This window comes from Rheinheimera sp. A13L (genome assembly GCF_000217935.1).
Taxonomy (GTDB): Bacteria; Pseudomonadota; Gammaproteobacteria; order Enterobacterales; family Alteromonadaceae; genus Pararheinheimera.
Map to the genome: position 1 here is coordinate 39,583 of NZ_AFHI01000011.1, position 18,260 is coordinate 57,842.

The window sequence follows — 18,260 nt, forward strand, 5'->3', positions numbered from 1 at the left end:
CTTGTCGCCTAGCTGTAACATCAATGACTTAGGCTAATAGCCGTCGTCCTTGAAGCCACAGCGTTGTTGTTTGCGTGCTTTAGCGTAAATTGGAATTTGAAACGGGCGCGGGTAAACCGCGCCCCTACGGCAGGACAGGATTAACGACTAAGAAAAGCTTCTACTTTGGCCTGAATACCGACACAGTCTAAACCCAGTTCAGCGTAGATCTGTTCCTGAGTACCGTGTTTGATAAAAATATCAGGCAGGCCGATATTCAGCAGTTTCACCTTGAGCTGCTCTGCGATGCAAAATTCATTGACTGCAGAACCAGCGCCGCCCATCAACGCATTGTCTTCAATGGTCACAAAATGGCTGTGGCTTTGACTCAGCTCTGTCAGCAACTGCTGATCCAGAGGTTTAACAAAACGCATATCCACCAAAGTGGCGTTTAACTGCTCTGCCACTGTGTGACAAGCCTGCAATAAAGGACCAAATGCCAGTAAGGCAACTTTTTCACCCTGACGGCGAACCAGCCCCCTACCTAAAGCCAATTCGCTCATGACGGCTTCCGGAGCTTCACCAGTGCCGCTACCACGAGGGTAACGCACTGCGGCAGGCCCTTTGTGCTGATAGCCTGTATACAACATCTGGCGGCATTCGTTTTCATCCGAAGGCACCATAATCAGCATATTGGGAATGCAGCGCATAAAGCTTAAATCGAATGAGCCCTGGTGAGTGGGACCATCAGCTCCAACCACACCAGCACGGTCTATCGCAAATAACACATCCAGGTTCTGGATGGCGATATCGTGAATAAGCTGATCGTAACCACGTTGCAGGAAGCTGGAATAGATAGCCACTACAGGTTTTAAGCCTTCAATTGCCATACCAGCAGCTAAAGTCACTGCATGTTGTTCAGCAATAGCCACATCAAAATAGCGATCGGGATAGCTTTTTGAGAACTGCACTAAATCTGAGCCTTCGCGCATGGCTGGGGTAATGCCCTGCAGTTTTGGATCTGCCGCTGCCATATCGCAAATCCACTGGCCAAAAATATTAGAGAAAGTGGCTTTGCCGGCTTTTTTCGCGGGCTGACACTGGGCTGCCGGGTCAAATTTGCTGACCGCATGATAACCAATAGGATCTTGCTCTGCCGGTAAATAGCCTTTGCCTTTTTTGGTCACCACATGCAGTAATTGCGGGCCTTTGAGGTTGCGCATATTACGAATAGTATCCGCCAGACCTGTGACATCATGACCATCAATAGGACCTATGTAGTTAAAGCCCAGCTCTTCAAAAAAAGTACCAGGGGTCACCATGCCTTTGAAATGCTCTTCGGCCCGGCTGGCTAGCTGATGCAAAGGCGGAACGCCACTTAGAATTTTTTTGCCGCCTTCACGCAGGCTGGTGTAAAAGTTACCGGATAAAATGCGGGCAAAATAACGATTCAGCGCTCCGACATTTTCGGAAATCGACATTTCGTTATCGTTTAAAATCACCAGCATATCGGGTTTGACTTCACCTGCATGGTTCAGCGCTTCAAAGGCCATACCTGCGGTAATAGCGCCATCGCCAATTACGGCTACAACTTTACGGTTTTTCTGTTCGACACGGGCAGCTATCGCCATGCCTAAAGCGGCACTGATGGAAGTGCTGGAATGGCCCACACTTAGGGTGTCGTACTCACTTTCTTCCCGCCATGGAAAAGGATGCAAGCCATCTTTTTGGCGGATACTGTGCATCTGATCGCGGCGGCCAGTCAGAATTTTATGTGGATAAGCCTGATGGCCTACATCCCAGATCAGCCTGTCAAAAGGGGTGTTGTAGACATAATGCAAAGCAACAGTCAGTTCAATAGTGCCAAGGCCTGAGGCAAAATGGCCACTGCTTTGGCTGACGGTTTTTAATAAAAATGCTCTTAATTCGTCGCTGAGTGCAGGTAATTGATCCTGCGGTAACTGGCGCAGTTCAGCGGGCCAGTTGGCTTTTTGCAGCAGAGGGAAATCGTGACTAGCTCGTGTCATGAGAATGCCTGTATTAAAACTGTCGGGCAATAACGTACCGGGCCAACGCCACCAGTTCGTCTGTTGCATAAGGGAGTTCGCGCAAAGCGGCCAGAGCCTCTTCAACTAATAATTGTGCTTTTTGTCTGGCTTGTTCCAGGCCCAATAAAGCCGGATAAGTGGCTTTATTGGCTTTTTGATCTGAGCCAGCGGTTTTACCCAGTACTTGGGTGTCGCCTTCAATATCCAGAATGTCGTCCTGCACCTGAAAGGCTAATCCTATGGCTCTGCTGTAGCGCACCAAGGCGTCTAAATGGGCTGCATTATCTACTGGACTGGCCAGATAAGCAAAACGCACTGAACATTCGATTAAAGCGCCGGTTTTTAACTGATGCATCTGTTCCAAAGCTTCAACCGACATTTTCTGATTGGTATGCGCCAAATCAATAGCCTGACCACCGCACATACCGTTGTAGCCCGCATGCAGAGCTAGTTGTTGCACCATTGCAAGAACACGTTGTGCCGGAACCTGTTGGTAGTCATGACTACTTAACAGTTCAAAAGCGAAGGTCTGCAGCGCATCGCCAGCCAAAATAGCTGCGGCTTCATCAAAAGCTTTGTGACAGGTCGCTTTACCACGACGTAAATCGTCATTATCCATAGCGGGCAAATCGTCATGGATTAAAGAATAGGTATGTAGAGCTTCAATAGCGCCAGCCGGCCCATCTAAATCTGCCAAAGAAGCGCCTAACATCTGACCGCAGCTATAGACTAAAAAGGGCCTCATGCGTTTGCCGCCCAGCAGCAAACTGTAAGCCATGGCCTGATGCAGGCGCGGATCGGTCAGAGGTTTTTTTTCTAATTGGTGTTGCAGCACCTGTTCCAGCCGTTGCTGGTAAGAGGTTAAAGAAACTAACGTCAAATCATTCACCTTCACTTGTCACAAAAGGCTCCAGCTGGTCCTGACCTGCATCCTGGACTAATAACTGGACTTTTTGTTGTGCAGCCTGTAATTGCTGCTGACTGGTACGGGAGAGTTCGATACCACGTTCAAATTGTTGCAAGGCTTGATCAAGGCTTAAGTCGCCTTGCTCCAGTTGCTGAACTATCTGTTCCAGCTCAGCAATGCTCTGCTCAAAGTGGCTGAAATCTGTTTTCTTTTTTGTCATATTTTCGCCTGATAATGGATGTCTGACCAAGCCCAGCGCGCTATTATGAGCAATCAGGACCGCATTAGGAAAGGATAAATTTGTTTGAGGCCAGAATTTATAGTTAACTATCCCATACTTTTGCCGATAACTCACTATAAGCTAAGATAAAACCAGCTTAATGCTGGGACAAAACCAAATATTTGCATTCAGTTTTCCGGGAGATACGCAGTGGATTTAGCAACCGTCATAGGATTAGTCGCGGTCATGGGCATGATGGGCTGGGCGATGTTTTTAAGCTCCAGCGGCAACATTGGCATGTTTTACGATTTTGTTTCTATCGTTATAGTGTTTGGTGGCAGTCTGACGGCTGTCATCATAAAGTTCACTTTTACTCAGTTGGCTGATGCAATGAAAGCCATTGGGAAAGCCTTTATGTTTAAAATTGAATCGGCAGAGGAGCTGATTGAAAAAGCTGTGCAATTGGCTGATGCCGCCCGTAAAGGTGGTTTTCTGGCATTAGAAGAAGCGGAAATTCCTAATGCCTTTATGCAAAAAGGCATCAACATGCTGGTGGATGGTCATGATGCCGATGTGGTACGGGGCACTTTAGAAAAAGACATCGAATTAACCTATTCCCGCCACAACAACGCTATCAATGTGTTTAAACAGTTAGGGGACTTAGGCCCGGCCATGGGCATGATAGGTACCCTGATAGGTTTAGTGGCGATGTTATCTAATATGTCTGATCCAAAGGCGATTGGACCCGCTATGGCAGTTGCTTTATTAACGACCATGTATGGTGCTATTCAGGCTAACTGTATCTTCCTGCCGTTGTCAGAAAAAATGGCGGTACGTAATGAGGAAGAGAAAACCAATAATGAGCTGATTCTCGATGCCATTATGGGCATACAGGATGGCCAGAACCCTAAGGTTATTGAAGGCATTTTGCGTAATTACCTTGCCGCCAAAAAACGTGAACCTGCAGCGCCTGCAGCAGAGTAGGAGTTTGTATGGCAAAGTGTAAAAAGTGTCCACCACCGGGTTTACCAGCCTATATGGGGACCTTTGCTGATTTGATGGCGCTGTTAATGTGCTTCTTCGTTTTGTTATTGTCATTTTCTGAAATGGACGTACTGAAATTTAAGCAAATCGCAGGCTCAATGCAGTTTGCTTTTGGTGTGCAAAATAAAATTGAAGTTAAAGACATCCCTAAAGGCACCAGTGTGATTGCAATGGAGTTCCGTCCGGGCCGTCCTGATCCAACCCCTATTGATACCATTCAGCAACAGACAGTCGAAATGACTCAGCAAATGCTGAATTTCCAGGCAGGTAAAGAAGACGAAGCCGGAGGCAGGCAAGAACAGCGGGAAGACAAAACCGGTGGTCAATCTACCAGCACTGAAGAAGAACCGATGGATACGGTTGCAGCAGCTGCTGAGTTACAGGAACAGACCAATGAGCTGCTGAAAAAAATTGCCGAGCAACTGGAAAAACAAATTATGGATGGCGCTATAGAGCTGGAATCTTTAGGCCAGCAAATCATTATCCGTATTCGTGAAAATGGCTCTTTTCCGTCAGGTTCTTCGTTTTTACAGCCGAGGTTTAAACCTATTATTCAGAACATCGGTGCTTTATTAAAAGATGTGCCTGGTGAAATCACAGTCTCTGGCCACACGGATGCTGAGCAAGTGTCAGATGAATTGCATAGTAACAACTGGGATTTATCGGCTCAGCGTGCTGTGTCTGTGGCGTCTGAAATGATTAAAGCGCCAGGTTTTGATAAAAACCGTCTGGTGGTGATGGGGCATGCTGAAACCCGTCCTTTGGTACCGAACGACAGTGAAAGTAACAAAAGACGAAACCGCCGGGTAGAAATTTCTATTATGCAGGGTAAGCCTAAAGAGTCAGAGCCTATTAGCCTCGAACCTGCGGCTCAAAGCACGCCTAATCAATAAAGGCCTGGTCAATAAAAACTAAACTGTTGATGCAAGGCGCGGTATAATCCGCGCCTTTATTTTTTTAGTGAGTTCTTTGTGATGGAATTTTTAGTCAAACTGCACCCGGAAATTTCGATTAAAAGTAAATCGGTCCGGAAACGTCAGACCATGCTTTTAGAGCAAAATCTGAAGACCATTTTGTTGCGGTTAGACCCATCCGTTCGCATCAAAAACAACTATGACCATTTGCTGGTGCAACTGGCGTCAAATAGCCCTAAATTACGCCAGCAAATGATTGATCACTTAGCCTGCATACCAGGCATAGTGCAGTTTATGGAAATGCAGTCTGGTACTTACAGCTCATTGCACGATATTTTTGAGCAGGTCAAAGCTGTGTTTGCGCCAAGGCTTGAGGGTAAAAGTTTTTGTGTGCGGGTAAAACGTACTGGCGAACATGAATTCAGCTCGCTTGAAGCCGAGCGTTATATAGGCGGTGGTTTAAACCAGCATATTCCATCTGCTCGGGTTCAACTGAAAAAACCTGAAGAAGTGGTGCGGGTTGAGATTAAACGTGATCAGTTGATTATTGTCAGTCAGGTGTTTGAAGGCATGGGTGGTTTTCCTTTGCCAAGCCAGAGTGATGTGTTGTCTCTCATCTCCGGTGGTTTTGACTCAGCTGTGGCCAGCTATCTGATGATCCGTAAAGGTTTACGTACTCATTACCTGTTTTTTAATTTGGGTGGTGCAGCTCATGAAACCGGAGTGCGGCAGATGGCATTTTATTTATGGCAAAAATTCAGCTTGTCGCACAAGGTAAAATTTATCAGTGTTGATTTTGCTCCTGTAGTGACTGAAATTCTGGAAAAAGTCGACAATGGTCTGATGGGCGTCATACTCAAGCGCCAGATGATGCGCGCTGCTGCTATTGTGGCTGAGCGTTTAGGCATTCAGGCCATAGTGACAGGGGAGAGTGTGGGCCAGGTAGCCAGTCAGACTATCGCCAACTTAAGTGTGATAGATAAAGCCACTGATACCCTGGTGTTGCGCCCGCTGATTTATCAGGACAAACAAGAGATCATCGATTTAGCCCGGAAAATCGGCGCCGAAGATATGGCCAAAACCATGCCTGAGTACTGTGGTGTGATTTCAAATAAACCTACTATTAATGCCGATTTAAACAAGGTGCTACACGCTGAACAGCAACTGGATCTGGCCGCGCTTGAACAGCTTGCGCTGGATGCTCATGTGCTGGACATCCGCACTGTTGAGTTTCAGGCAGAGCAGCAAATCAGCACAGTGCTGGATGAAAATGCGATGGCCGCTGACGCTGTTATTCTGGATATTCGTGCGCCGGATGAAGTGGATGTTAAACCTTTAACTGGGGTAAGCCATCAGGTGCAGCACTTACCTTTTTATAAATTGGCCAGTCAGTTTAGTCAGTTGGATCAAACTCAGCAGTATTATTTGTACTGTGAACGTGGCGTGATGAGCCGTCTGCAGGCGTTATTGCTGACGGAGCAGGGCCATGCGAATGTAGGCGTTTATCGCGGCGACTTTTGAAGCAACAGTTGATAAACCGCCTGATGTGCAGGCAGGTCCAATTGATGTAGTTTGGCCTGTCTGAGCAAGAACCCTGTAATGTACTCCAGTTCAGAGCTGCGGGCCTTAGCAAAATCCTGTTGCATTGACGAATAGTTGTCGGCAGTTTGCTTAATCACCAGCGCTACTCTTTGTTCTATAGCCTCAAGGCTGAAGTTCTGGTTTGATGCTTTTGCGACCAGCACAAATTCCTCAATCAATACCCGGATAGCTTCGGCATATTTTGTTTCACCAAGTTCGCCATTTTTACACTGATGTAATGCAGTCAGCGGATTGATCACTGCATTGACTGCCAGTTTTTGCCACAGCGCTGGCCAGATATCATCCAACACTGTGAGCGGACCTAAAGCGGCTTGCATAGCCTGTTCAATAACTGCTTGTTGTGCAAAAGCCGCCTGATTTAACGCACCTGACACCGACTGTCCCATGCCGCTGTGGATCACTGTTGCATCATCAGGCTTAAAAGCGCCATGGCTGGTGCTTAAAAACCATAATCCCTGGCTGGGTTTCAACAGCGACAGCACTTGTTCTATGGTACCCATACCATTATGGCTCAGCACCAGTTGAGCATCATCAGCCAGTAAGGGCATCAACTGCTGCAGGGCATCTATGACTGCATAAGCTTTGACAGGCAAAAGCACATAGGAATAAGGCGCTTGAGTTTGATTTGACAGATGGACCCGTTGCGAAGCCCCGGCAGACTGAAAAACAAATTGAAAAGGGCCCTTGATACGACGATGCAGTTGCACCGGATAACCAGCCCTGTGCAACCGGGCTGCCGAAAGAAGACCAATGGCTCCTTCACCTACGACAGTCCAGAGCGGAAAAACTACTGAGTTCGGTTGCGCCATTTTTTAACGGCGAAGTAACAAAGATAAAAGGCAGCCATACCTAAAACATCAGCAACCCAGTCCATAAACTCGGCTCTGCGGTAGCTGGTCAGATACTGTTGCAGGAATTCAATAGCGACACCATAACCCGCCATAATCACTACGGCTTGCCATAATTTAGGTTTGTAGCTCCATTGCAACAGAGCGGTAAGGCAGAAAAAAACCAAAAAATGCAGATGCTTGTCGTAGCTGTTTAAATTCAAACCACTACTTTTTACTTCCATCAGAAAGCCATAAGTGGCCCCGGTAAACACCAGCAAACAAATCGCATGGTAAAGATGACGTTTCACAAGATTCTCTTCTTTAAAAGACCTGGCCAGATTGTATCAGTTTTAAGGTTACAATCTCCAGCCTGAAACAAAGAGCTCTTAGTGCCTTCATTTGACATAGTGTCAAAAATTGATCAATAAAACGTCTTGAACAAGCAAGATAACCCTAAGCCTGAACTGGCCTGCGGTGTTTGTTTCCGTGCTGTACAGGCCCGCTATGAATGAACAGACAAGCAAGTCTGTATGACTGCTGAAGGTAGTGTTTCTTTAAAAAAAACTTTATAGCTCTGTTAAACGTTCATCTAAAAGCATTTGGGGCTTTTGCAGCATGGGGAGACGTTGCCGTTTTTGTGGTTCGGTGTCTTCTCCCCAGGTGCTACTCAGACCTTCAGAGAACGAAATTAATCTCTGAAGTTTTTAAACTGGAATGGCTGACCCAGGTCACTTGTTCTGACCAACTGCATCACAGCTTGCAAGTCATCGCGCTTTTTACCTGTGACACGCAGCTCTTCTCCCTGAATGGCCACCTGTACTTTAATACTACTTTCTTTGATCAGTTTAATGACCTTTTTTGCTATCTCTTTGTCGATGCCTTGCTTGATGGTGACATGGCGCGTGATGTATTTGCCGTGACGATCTTCTTTTTCAATTTTGAAACTACTGACGTCCAACTGAAGTTTGCTTGCCTTGGTGGCAAAAATATCAAACAGTTGCATCACCTGCTGATCCGCTTCAGCGGTCAGTTCTATGTGCTCTTTATTCAGCTCAATTTTGGCATCAACACCACGAAAATCGAATCGGGTTTCAAGCTCGCGTTTTGCGTTCTCAACTGCGTTTTTTGCTTGGTTCATATCAATTTCAGAAACAATATCAAATGAAGGCATGGCTCTCTCTTTTTTCCATTGAAATTTATGGGGCCATTATAAGCTAAAGAATCCAAGGAGCGAACCTCATCTGCATCGAATTACAGGTTGTTTGAAGATTGGGGGGCAGATTTCAAAGCAGAGCCAAAGCATCCGGATTTCTCTCTCAAATCAAGTGACGTCATAGCTTAGTTTTTTGCACTTATCGACGAAAAGGGACGTCTGGATTTCTATTGACTTTAATATTGCCGCCGCTACACTGAGGCCGCGTTTTTCAGGTGCCCAGAGGATGTTCTAAACATCGCAGGGTGAAACGGGAATCTGGTGAAAACCCAGAGCTGCCCCCGCAACGGTAAAACAACAGAGAGCTTTGCTCTGGCTTTAATCAAACCACTGTCTACGGATGGGAAGGGATTAAAGTGGCTTTTATATCCTTCGTACTTGAAGCTGCAGCTTTGTTGACTGCGTGCTCTCGCCCCAGTCACATAGGTTAACTATGCTCCTGAGGTCTCACGCACTTGTCGCCTCCCTGCAACTCCAATTGCTTTGGCTATAGATTGCTTGTTGTCAGCCCGGAGACCGGCCTGAAAAGTTCATTCACTATTCAGGACGCGGTGGGCGTCTTTGGGAGCTATTATGTTTAAAAAATCTTTGCTGGCGACACTTGTCGCTGGCCTGCCTGCTTTTGTTTTTGCTGCCGATTTTGCCGAAAGCCCGGACGAACCACTGGAACATATCAGTGTCTATGCCACTCGCCAGGCCCAGCCTGTGCATCAGATTTTATCCTCAGTCACTGTATTAGACCGCGAGCAAATTGAACAGGCTCAGGTGTCTGATCTACCTGCTTTGCTGCGTCAGGTGGCCGGTGTGCAAATTAGTCGTTCTGGTGGTAAAGGCCAGACCAATACCGTATTTTTACGGGGTGGATCTGCAAGCCATACGCTGGTGTTGATTGACGGCGTTCGGGTCGGTTCTGCTACTTTGGGTTATGCCTCTTTGGCTGAATTGTCTTTGCAACAAATTGAAAAAATTGAGGTGATTAAGGGGCCAAAAGCAGCTCTGTACGGCTCTGACGCTTTAGCTGGTGTGATTGCTATTAGCACCCGTAAAGCCGACAACACCTCGATACAATTAAAAACTGGTCGTTATCAAAGCCATGAAGCTGACATAGCCACCAGCCAGACTTATGGTGCTTTAACTGTTCGCAGTAATTTAGGCTGGTCTGGTAGTGATGGTTTTGATGTAAGGCCTGGTACTCAAGCGGACAAAGATAGTTTTGATCAGCGCTACGGTAAATTGGGCGCAGACTACAACACAGCTTATGGTGTATGGTCTGCGGATCATAATGTACTCCGAAGCCGCGCCCACTATGATTTTGATCCGACATTTGGGCCAGGCGCTGATCAGGTTGAAACAAGAACCAATCAAAGTCGTTTGGGCTGGGCTTTAGACAGTGATAAATCAAAGCAGAAGCTAAGTCTGTCTCAGAACCAGACCGAAGATCTAAACTGGGGTGAAGACAGTCCGCTCAGCCTGTTTGAAACAAAACGGCGGGAGTTTGACTACCAATACAGTCGTCGACTGACTCAAAGCTTAACGGCGTTAACTGGCGTGAATTGGTATCAGGAAGATGTATCGGGAAGTGATTTAGTGTATGACGTGGATTCACGTATTAATAAAGCCATTTTTGCCGGTGTCAGTTATCAGTCTGGCCATTGGCTGGCTGATGTCACCGGTCGTCACGATAAACAAAGCCAATATGGTCATTCCAATACGTACGAGTTGGGCTTAGGGTATCAACTGACGAACGAGTGGTTAGTTCGTGCCAGTCGTAGCAGTGCTTTTAAGGCACCAAGCTTTAACGATTTGTATTACCCCTCAGGTGGTAATGCTGATTTGGTGCCTGAAACTGCAACTTCCGATGAACTGGGTTTACGCTACCGTAGCAGCGATTTACAAATTGAAAGCTCTGTTTACCAGCAAAGCGTCAACAACCTGATCCAGTGGGCGCCAATGCCTGATGGCAATTGGGTGCCACAAAATGTCGGTGAAGCAAAAGTCAAAGGGGCTGAGCTGAGCGTCAGTCACAATTGGCAGCAACTGCATCAGCAACTGGCGTACAGCTACACAGACGCCAAAGACAAAACCACAGGGGCCGCTCTGATTAAACGCTCTAAGCACACAGTGCATTGGCAGGGCGCTTACCAGTGGCAGGATTGGCGGGTCTTTGTCACTTCTGATTATCAAAGCGATTTCCGCACTGGTGACTTTACAACCCCGAAACTGGGTGGCTATACCCTGTGGGGGGCTGGTGTCAGCTACCAGTTAAGTCACAGTCTGCAGATCGCAGCCAAAGCGGATAATCTGACCAATAAAGAGTATGTGTACTTACCAGGTTATGCCACTGCAGGTGCTGAATGGTCGCTGCGTTTAAATTGGACCCCTGATTTTTAATCAGTTTTTTCTGTAACAAGGTCAGAGCCCCGGCTCTGACCTAATTAAGCCTTCAATAAATTCACAAAAGTCTGGCGGAATTTTGCCAGCTTAGGTGTGATTAAATACTGGCAGTAAGGCTGACTGGTATTTTGCAAATAATAACCCTGATGGTAGTCCTCAGCCGGGTAAAAAGTACTGGCCGGGCTTACCTCTGTCACTATGGGCGAGTCAAATAACGCTTGCGCCGTCTGAATGGATGCGACTGTCAGCTGCTTTTGGTGTTCTGAATGATAAAACACAGCTGAGCGGTACTGAGTACCTATGTCGTTGCCCTGACGGTTTAACTGAGTTGGATCGTGTAAAAACCACAACACCTGTAACAACTGCTCAAAACTAACCAGAGCTGGGTCGAACTCCAGCTGCACTACTTCTGCATGACCACTGGTGCCTGTGCACACCTGACGATAGTCCGGGTTTAATGTTTGACCACCCATATAGCCGCTGAGCGCCTTTTTTACCCCTTGCAATTGATTAAAGGCCGATTCAATACACCAAAAACAACCTGCGCCAAAAGTGGCTATTTCAGTTTGACTCATAGGGGGATGCTCCATTATTGATCTTAAGCTTATGATACAGCGTAAATCTGTGACCAGTTCAAAAGAAAAAACGACGATGAAAAAAATAGCAGTTATAGGGGCGGGGCTGACAGGTGCAACAGCGGCAGCCAACCTGGTGCAGCAGGGATATCAGGTTACGGTCTTTGATAAAGGCCGTTCAGCAGGTGGCCGTATGAGCAGTAAAAGAACAGAGCAGGGGTATCTGGATATGGGCGCTCAGTATTTTACCGCCCGCACCGATGTCTTTAAGCAGCAAGTACAGTTATGGCTTGATGCGGGCCAGGCGGACGTCTGGCCTTGTACTACAGCACTTTTGTGCAATGAGGATGGCGTTGTATCACTGAAAAGTTCAAAGGACGAGCAAAGGCGTTTTGTTGGCGTACCATCGATGCACAGCCCGATAAACGCCTTATTGCTGGGCATACCCCTGATCACGGGGTGCCGGATTAGTAAGCTCGACTACAGGCAACAGAGCTGGATTTTATGGGGGGATAATGGCATTAGTTACGCTGGCTTTGATGCTGTGCTTTTAACCCTGCCTCCAGCTCAGGCGCAGCAGTTAATGACACAAAGTTCGCTACCAGAAGTTTTTGATACAGCTGCCAATTTGCTTGAACCCTGCTGGGCTGTGGCTATGCAGGCTGAAGCGTCTCCAGCTGGCGATGCTATTTTTTGTCAGCATCCGAAATTAAGGTTTATCAGCCATCAGCAGTACAAAAGTGGGCGAAACTCCTGTTTTGTCCTGCATTTTAATGCTGCTTTTAGTGCCGAACATTTGCAGCAGCCAGCTGACTTTTGGTTTGCCGAAGCCACTGCTGTTTTGCGTGATGAGCTGAATATAAAGCAGACTATTGAGCCCCTGGTGGCGCATCGATGGCTTTATGCCAGTCAAAACGATCAAACCGCTGTGCCAGGCTGTATCGAGCTGCCGGATCATCAACTCTGGCTGGGGGGAGACTGGAGTTATGGCGGTCGGGTAGAAAATGCCTATCTGGCTGGATTTGCCCTGGCCCAGGCTGTTATTCGCAACTACAAGCTGCAGCAGGAGAATGCATGAGCGCAGTACTGATTATTGGTGCCAGCAGTGCTATAGGTTCTGCTTTAGCGCAACACTATCTGCAACAAGGTAAACAGGTGATTTGGTTGTCCCGCTTTGCCGCCGATTTTACCGACCCAAAGCTTTGCAGCATCAAAGCTCCTGATTTAAACGGACAAGACGAATGGGCTTTGCATCAGGACTTTTTCAGTTCGGTGATCAATACACTGCAGCAGCATCAGGTAAGTGTTATTTTTAACTGTATTGGTTGGTTACATCAGGAAGGTGAATTCAAACTCTTGCCAGAAAAAAGCTTAAGCCAAAGCTCAGCTTTGTTGTTACGTAAAACCTTTTTGCTGAATCTGGAGCTGCCGGTGTTTTATTTGCAAGGGCTTTGGCCTTATGTAACAAAAACACCACAGCTTCGTTATCTGCAATTGAGCGCCAAAGTCGGCAGTATCAGTGATAACCAACTCGGGGGCTGGTACAGCTATCGCTCTGCAAAAGCTGCATTAAATCAATGGATTAAAACAGCAAGCATAGAACTTAAACGCAGCAATAAAACCGCAGCTCTGGTTACCTTGCATCCAGGCACTACAGATTCGCTTTTATCTGCGCCTTTTCAGCGTAATTTACCCCAAGGCCAGTTGAGGACCCCGGCTGAGACGGCTGGCTATCTGGCTGCGGTTGCACAGCAGCTTCACTCAGAGCAAAGCGGTTTGCTGCTGAACTGGGATGCTAAAGTTCTGAGCTTTTAAGCCTTGCTGTTAGCCTGATGCAGGGATAAGCTCAGGCTAAATGGGTTCAATAAAGCGTTTGGATAAGGAATAACAATGGGACTTTTTAGTGGTTTATTAGGCAATGCTGGTCAAATTGATTTAGCTGATGTTGAAGAGGAATTCGGTCAGATTTTATTGCCGGATGAAAAACTACAGCAGGCCTATAAAGTGATACGCGATTTGATCGTCTTTACTGACAAGCGTTTGATATTGGTGGATAAACAGGGCATCACTGGCTCTAAAAAAGAATTTATGTCGATACCTTATCGCTCCATAGTGCGGTTCAGCGCCGAAACCAAAGGCCACTTTGATCTGGAATCCGATCTGCATATCTGGTTGAGCAGCACAGATACACCTGTCACTAAAACCTTTAGTAAGGACGGCTCTATTTTAGAGGTGCAAAAAGCGCTGGCCCTGTATTGCTGCCGTTAACCTCTGTATGAGGTCTTTTGTTTTGTTCAGGCAGGTTCTGGTAGTGGGCTTTGCGCTGTGCCTGTTGGCTTGTACCTCTGTGCCAAAGCCTGCATGGACAGCCGTAGACTTGCCTGCAGAACTTTCCGAAAGCTCAGGCCTGCTTTGTATTGGTGATGAATTTATCAGCTTTAATGACTCGGGTGGTTTGCCTCTGTTGTACAGGATAAACGCCGACGGGCGAATTCAGCAGCAATTGGAATTGTCGGTCAAAAATATTGACTGGGAAGCCATCACATCGGATGGCCAATTTCTCTATCTGGCTGACGCGGGCAATAATGCAGGTAAACGCTCAAGCTTACTGATCTACAAAGTACCGCTGGACTGGCGTTTGTTATCACAACCTTATCAGCCTGTGACTTTGGAAATCAGCTTACCTCGTCAAGGCGAGTTAAAAGCATATCAACACGATCTGGATTTTGAAGCTTTGGTGTATCAGCAGGGCGCTTTATGGCTGATCAGTAAAAGTTGGGCCAGCCAAAAGCCAGCGCTTTATCGGCTTGATCCCAGCTTAAAGTTTCAAGCCTTAGGGAAGGCTTTACCACTGCAATCACCGGATTTTTTAGTAACAGACGCCAGTTTCAACAACAGTACTGAACACTGGTGGCTGGTGGGCTATACAGATCCACGCAAAGCCATTTGGGCCTATTTAACCAACTCAGGTTTTCAGGCGCAAATTGCCCGCTACGATAAAGAGTTTCAATTGCTGGAGGTGCAAACATTGCCAACACCAGGTCAGGTGGAAGGGCTATGTATAGATCAGCATCAGCAAATTTGGATCAGCGAAGAGGCGGGCAAACAAAAACCTGCGCGCTTGATTAAAACCGGCTTGAGCAGTCGATAGACGGCGTCTGTTGTAGCCTGTTCGCTTTGGGTGCTTATTGAGACTGCTGTATAAATGTGATGATGTCATGTTGGTATGTTCTGCCCAATCCACCATGTCCCGCGCCGCTGACTTTCAAATGCTGGCTGCGAAATTTGTAGTGATGTTGCCGCAATCTGGACATCATTCGATCAGACATCTCACTGGAAGGCCACAATTCATCGGCGGTCCCACTGATAAAAAGCACATCAGCTGTCATCTGTTCAACCGGGATCTTCGCCTGCTGATAGCGCTTTTGGTCTTGCATGGCTATCTCATAACCTCGGCGATAATCAGCTTGCATCAGAGCTGCCGCTGATTTCAGTGTAAAAGGAACAAAAGGTAAAGGCTGTTGCTGCCAGCTCCAGGACGAACTGGTGCTGTACCATTCAGGGCTGCCAAATACTGCATCACTGCCAACAACACTAATGACTGTGCTGAATTGATTAAACTTACTGGCCAGCACTAAAGCTAATTCAGCACCTTTGGATACTCCGAGCATCGCCAGTTTTTCTGCCTTGATTGCAGGGTGTTCTGTTGTGCTGTTTATGGCTTCTATAATGCCGCTCAGTTCTATCCGGTCAAGCCCGGTTGGCGTACCAGGTAAGCCAAAATAGCCAATGACCAATAAAGCGAAACCGGCATCCAGATACTGTTGCCTTTCCTGAGTGCTGCGTGAGTTGGTCATAGACATTCCTCCCTCTGAGCCGCCTAAAAACACCAGTAAAGGGGCAGGATTGGTATGACTTGCAGTTGCAGGTAAATACAGCTGAGTTTGCACTTGCCCCTGATGAGACAACGGCCTGACAGCGGTAATTAGCTGTGGCAACTGACTAAGTATCAGCAACAGACTAGTCAGTAATGCGACAAGGATAAATTTTGATGAACGGAAGAACATATAGTTTGCCTTAGATAAGATGATCAACAGACCTATTATTTCTAATTGAACAGCTGCAGACCACTGTGTTTTGTCACCTTAAGCTCATGACAAATGTCAGTATCCAGAGCCATAGTTCAGGTGATTGAGCGGCAAACCAGATGATGTGTTTGTAGGGCAGGAGAAAACAAAAAAAACTGGTCTTAACTCTGTAATACCAGTGTATAAACGGCTGGCTTCAAGGCTTAACTGAAACCAGCTTATCAGGAGTAGTTACAACAGCAGATAAACTTACACTTTCAAAGAAAAGCGCAGTTCGCTGCCGGTATTGGCGGCAACTGATTCAGTTATATCTTGACCTTCAGTGGTTTTATCCGGGTTTAAAATCATTTCCCGGAATTTAGCGAAACCGTCCTGGATCAGTGAATAGGTGCTGTCAATGTCGTCAGCAACTTTTCCTTTCAGTACACCCAAACCATCCAGAATGCCGCGGGCATCTTCAAAGCCTTTGTCTACACCACCACCTACTAAAGCGATAAATTTATCCAGACGTTCTTCTTCTGGCATATCCGGGTTTTGTTCAGAAAACTTTTGGTAAAAAGCGGTCGCAAAACCAACGATGCGATCTGCCGTTGCTTGCGGTGAAGTATCTACACCACTGTTTTTAATTTTTTCAGCCGCATTAGGGCCAAATTCAGCTTCTAATTCGCTGTTAATGCCTTCAAGCGCGGTTTTGTACAATAACTTCATCGAGTTATCGTCGTCACCTGTGCTGAGCTTCAGCTGGTTTTCCATAATGGTGGCATTCAGCTTCTGCTTGTTCATGCGTGACGATTCGTAACCTGACAGTTTTTTCTCTTCAGTCGTTTCGCTGCTTTCTGCCGTTTTGCTGGCTGCAGCCTGAGCATTTGACGAGCCGACACCGTTAACAGATGACATAACACACTCCCTTTGGGCGTTAATGAGCTTCAGTATAGTTCTGACTAATCATGCTATCGGCCTGTGCTTAAATAACTTTAGGATTTTTTGGCAAAAAATTGCCGCGCCTTATCTATGTCGGCGCAAAGTTGCCGTACACCTTGCAGCATCCTGCTGCTGGTTCTGTGCACTAAGTCGGCATCTGGCTGGCTAAACTGTTGATATTTAACAGCGGGAATAGCAGGCCATCGGCTCCAGTCGAGTAAAGCCCGTGGCTCATTCACTGACACTGGCTGAATAATAAGTTGAGGTTGGCTGGCTACCACATGCTCTAAATTGACTTGCGGATAATCTCCTGTGGCGGTGGCAAAAGGATTGGTTGCACCACAAAGTTCCAGTTGCTGCTGAGGCCAGGCATTTTGTGCCACTGTAGACAGAGGTTGTTGCCATAACTCATAAAAAACCACCACTTTAGCTTTTGAACTGTAGTTTTGGCGCAGCTCTGCAAGGCCTTGTTCCATCAATAAAGCTTGTTGTTCTGCTGCGTCTACTGCGCCTGTATGCTGGCCCAATATACGCAGTTCTTTGGCAATATCTGTCAGCTGCAAGGGGTTAGAGTCCACCACATTTAAACCAAACTGGCGCAGTTTATTCAGATCGGCGGGTGGATTGCCGTCTGTCCAGGCTAAAACCAGATCAGGTTTTAACGCCAGAATTTTCTCCACCTGCAATTGGTTATAGTTGCCCACCCTAGGGATGTTTTTCGCCTGCTGCGGATAATCTGCATGGTCAGTAGTACCGACTATTTTGTCACCCACCCCAATGCTGTAGAGCTGCTCTACCAGATGAGGGGAGAGTGCAATAATACGTTGAGCAGGTGCGGCTTGTGATTTTACTGCGAATAGCGCGCAGCAGCACAACACAATGTGTAGCACGTACATTACCAATCTACTCCTTTTTGTACTTGTATTCCTGCATCAAAGGCATGTTTGATCGACTGTACTTCACTAACGGTGTCTGCCATTTCTATTAAAGTGCGGTGTGCTGCCCTGCCAGTGATCACCACATGTTGGGTAGAAGGCCTGTTGTTTAGTGCAGTGACTATCCGGTCTAAATCAATGTAATGGTAACTGACCATATAGGTCAGCTCATCAAGCAATACCAATTGAATAGTCTCGTCCTGTAAAAACTGCTCTGCTTTAGCCCAGACCAATTCAGCGGCAGCAATATCTGCGGCTCTGTCCTGAGTATCCCAGGTAAAACCTGTATTCATCACTGCAAACTCAACGCCGTGTTGTTGCAATAAGTTACGCTCCCCACAATCCCATGTGCCTTTAATAAATTGCGCTACCGCAGCTTTTAAGCCATGACCCACAGCGCGGGCCACAGTGCCAAAACCAGCTGTAGATTTGCCTTTGCCATTGCCGGTGATCACCAGGAGCAAAGCTTTGTCGGTACTGGCGGCGGCGATCCGGCTGTCGACCTGTTCTTTCAGTTTTTGCTGGCGTTTTTTATGGTTTTGCTGTTTTACATCTGTTTTTTGTTCAGTCATATAAGTTCTCTTCGGAAA

Annotated in this window: 19 protein-coding genes and 1 riboswitch; of the genes, 8 read left to right on the forward strand and 11 right to left on the reverse strand. The window is 46.9% G+C overall.

Annotated elements, in window-relative coordinates; genetic code table 11:
- Positions 1–140: 140 nt before the first annotated feature.
- From dxs to RHEIN_RS07115, 3 genes are read right to left on the reverse strand one after another with little or no spacing between them, the layout of a single operon-like run.
- Positions 141–2,006, reverse strand: a complete 1,866-nt coding sequence (dxs, locus tag RHEIN_RS07105; protein WP_008898298.1) for a 1-deoxy-D-xylulose-5-phosphate synthase — start codon at positions 2,004–2,006, stop codon at positions 141–143.
- 13 nt (positions 2,007–2,019) lie between these two features.
- Positions 2,020–2,907, reverse strand: a complete 888-nt coding sequence (gene ispA / locus RHEIN_RS07110) for a (2E,6E)-farnesyl diphosphate synthase (RefSeq protein ID WP_008898299.1) — start codon at positions 2,905–2,907, stop codon at positions 2,020–2,022.
- Position 2,908: 1 nt separating this feature from the next.
- A complete protein-coding gene (locus RHEIN_RS07115) occupies positions 2,909–3,154 on the reverse strand; it encodes an exodeoxyribonuclease VII small subunit (RefSeq protein WP_008898300.1) in 246 nt (81 codons plus the stop codon).
- A gap of 210 nt (positions 3,155–3,364) precedes the next feature.
- On the opposite strand from RHEIN_RS07115, the gene pomA reads away from it, so the two are divergent.
- From pomA to thiI, 3 genes are all read left to right on the forward strand, one after another.
- Entirely contained in the window at positions 3,365–4,138 is a 774-nt protein-coding gene (gene pomA, locus RHEIN_RS07120) for a flagellar motor protein PomA (RefSeq protein WP_008898301.1), read from the forward strand.
- 8 nt (positions 4,139–4,146) lie between these two features.
- Positions 4,147–5,091, forward strand: coding sequence for a flagellar motor protein MotB (locus tag RHEIN_RS07125; protein ID WP_008898302.1), 945 nt, complete (start codon positions 4,147–4,149; stop codon positions 5,089–5,091).
- An 81-nt stretch (positions 5,092–5,172) separates the two neighbouring features.
- Positions 5,173–6,633, forward strand: coding sequence for a tRNA uracil 4-sulfurtransferase ThiI (thiI, locus tag RHEIN_RS07130; RefSeq protein ID WP_008898303.1), 1,461 nt, complete (start codon positions 5,173–5,175; stop codon positions 6,631–6,633).
- Here the strand turns inward: thiI and RHEIN_RS07135 are convergent.
- The 3 genes from RHEIN_RS07135 to RHEIN_RS07145 all read right to left on the reverse strand — a co-directional run bounded on the left by RHEIN_RS07135 (position 6,615) and on the right by RHEIN_RS07145 (position 8,715).
- Positions 6,615–7,523 carry a ketopantoate reductase family protein gene (locus RHEIN_RS07135; protein ID WP_008898304.1) on the reverse strand — a complete coding sequence of 303 codons (909 nt, stop codon included), beginning with the start codon at positions 7,521–7,523 and terminating at the stop codon, positions 6,615–6,617. The two genes, thiI and RHEIN_RS07135, sit on opposite strands and share 19 nt — an antisense overlap.
- Positions 7,502–7,852 (reverse strand): VanZ family protein, encoded by a 351-nt coding sequence (locus RHEIN_RS07140; protein WP_008898305.1) that lies wholly within the window; start codon positions 7,850–7,852, stop codon positions 7,502–7,504. The genes RHEIN_RS07135 and RHEIN_RS07140 overlap by 22 nt, the downstream gene beginning before the upstream one ends.
- A gap of 380 nt (positions 7,853–8,232) precedes the next feature.
- Positions 8,233–8,715, reverse strand: a complete 483-nt coding sequence (locus RHEIN_RS07145) for a YajQ family cyclic di-GMP-binding protein (RefSeq protein ID WP_008898306.1) — start codon at positions 8,713–8,715, stop codon at positions 8,233–8,235.
- Positions 8,716–8,953: 238 nt separating this feature from the next.
- Positions 8,954–9,296, forward strand: a riboswitch (cobalamin riboswitch).
- 34 nt (positions 9,297–9,330) lie between these two features.
- On the opposite strand from RHEIN_RS07145, the gene RHEIN_RS07150 reads away from it, so the two are divergent.
- Positions 9,331–11,148, forward strand: a complete 1,818-nt coding sequence (locus RHEIN_RS07150) for a TonB-dependent receptor domain-containing protein (RefSeq protein WP_008898307.1) — start codon at positions 9,331–9,333, stop codon at positions 11,146–11,148.
- A 44-nt stretch (positions 11,149–11,192) separates the two neighbouring features.
- Here the strand turns inward: RHEIN_RS07150 and msrA are convergent, their stop codons facing one another.
- Positions 11,193–11,726, reverse strand: a complete 534-nt coding sequence (msrA, locus tag RHEIN_RS07155; protein ID WP_008898308.1) for a peptide-methionine (S)-S-oxide reductase MsrA — start codon at positions 11,724–11,726, stop codon at positions 11,193–11,195.
- 76 nt (positions 11,727–11,802) lie between these two features.
- On the opposite strand from msrA, the gene RHEIN_RS07160 reads away from it, so the two are divergent.
- The 4 genes from RHEIN_RS07160 (at position 11,803) to RHEIN_RS07175 (ending at position 14,877) form a co-directional block, all read left to right on the forward strand.
- The gene (locus RHEIN_RS07160) at positions 11,803–12,804 is read left to right on the forward strand and encodes an NAD(P)/FAD-dependent oxidoreductase (protein WP_158005470.1); all 1,002 of its coding nucleotides are present in this window, start codon (positions 11,803–11,805) and stop codon (positions 12,802–12,804) included.
- The gene (locus RHEIN_RS07165) at positions 12,801–13,541 is read left to right on the forward strand and encodes an SDR family NAD(P)-dependent oxidoreductase (RefSeq protein ID WP_008898310.1); all 741 of its coding nucleotides are present in this window, start codon (positions 12,801–12,803) and stop codon (positions 13,539–13,541) included. Before RHEIN_RS07160 ends, RHEIN_RS07165 begins: the two co-directional genes overlap by 4 nt.
- Before the next feature lie 75 nt (positions 13,542–13,616).
- Entirely contained in the window at positions 13,617–13,994 is a 378-nt protein-coding gene (locus RHEIN_RS07170) for a PH domain-containing protein (protein ID WP_008898311.1), read from the forward strand.
- Between the two features lie 22 nt (positions 13,995–14,016).
- Positions 14,017–14,877: a hypothetical protein gene (locus RHEIN_RS07175; protein ID WP_008898312.1), complete on the forward strand. Its 861-nt coding sequence runs from the start codon at positions 14,017–14,019 to the stop codon at positions 14,875–14,877.
- A 34-nt stretch (positions 14,878–14,911) separates the two neighbouring features.
- Here RHEIN_RS07175 and RHEIN_RS07180 read toward each other — a convergent pair whose 3' ends face one another.
- The 4 genes from RHEIN_RS07180 to cobO form a co-directional block, all read right to left on the reverse strand.
- Entirely contained in the window at positions 14,912–15,793 is an 882-nt protein-coding gene (locus RHEIN_RS07180; RefSeq protein WP_008898313.1) for an acyl-CoA thioester hydrolase/BAAT C-terminal domain-containing protein, read from the reverse strand.
- Positions 15,794–16,063: 270 nt separating this feature from the next.
- Entirely contained in the window at positions 16,064–16,711 is a 648-nt protein-coding gene (locus RHEIN_RS07185; protein ID WP_008898314.1) for a DUF5610 domain-containing protein, read from the reverse strand.
- Between the two features lie 77 nt (positions 16,712–16,788).
- Positions 16,789–17,631, reverse strand: coding sequence for a cobalamin-binding protein (locus RHEIN_RS07190; RefSeq protein WP_008898315.1), 843 nt, complete (start codon positions 17,629–17,631; stop codon positions 16,789–16,791).
- Positions 17,631–18,242 carry a cob(I)yrinic acid a,c-diamide adenosyltransferase gene (cobO, locus tag RHEIN_RS07195; protein ID WP_040554727.1) on the reverse strand — a complete coding sequence of 204 codons (612 nt, stop codon included), beginning with the start codon at positions 18,240–18,242 and terminating at the stop codon, positions 17,631–17,633. The genes RHEIN_RS07190 and cobO overlap by 1 nt, the downstream gene beginning before the upstream one ends.
- Between the last annotated feature and the right edge of the window lie 18 nt (positions 18,243–18,260).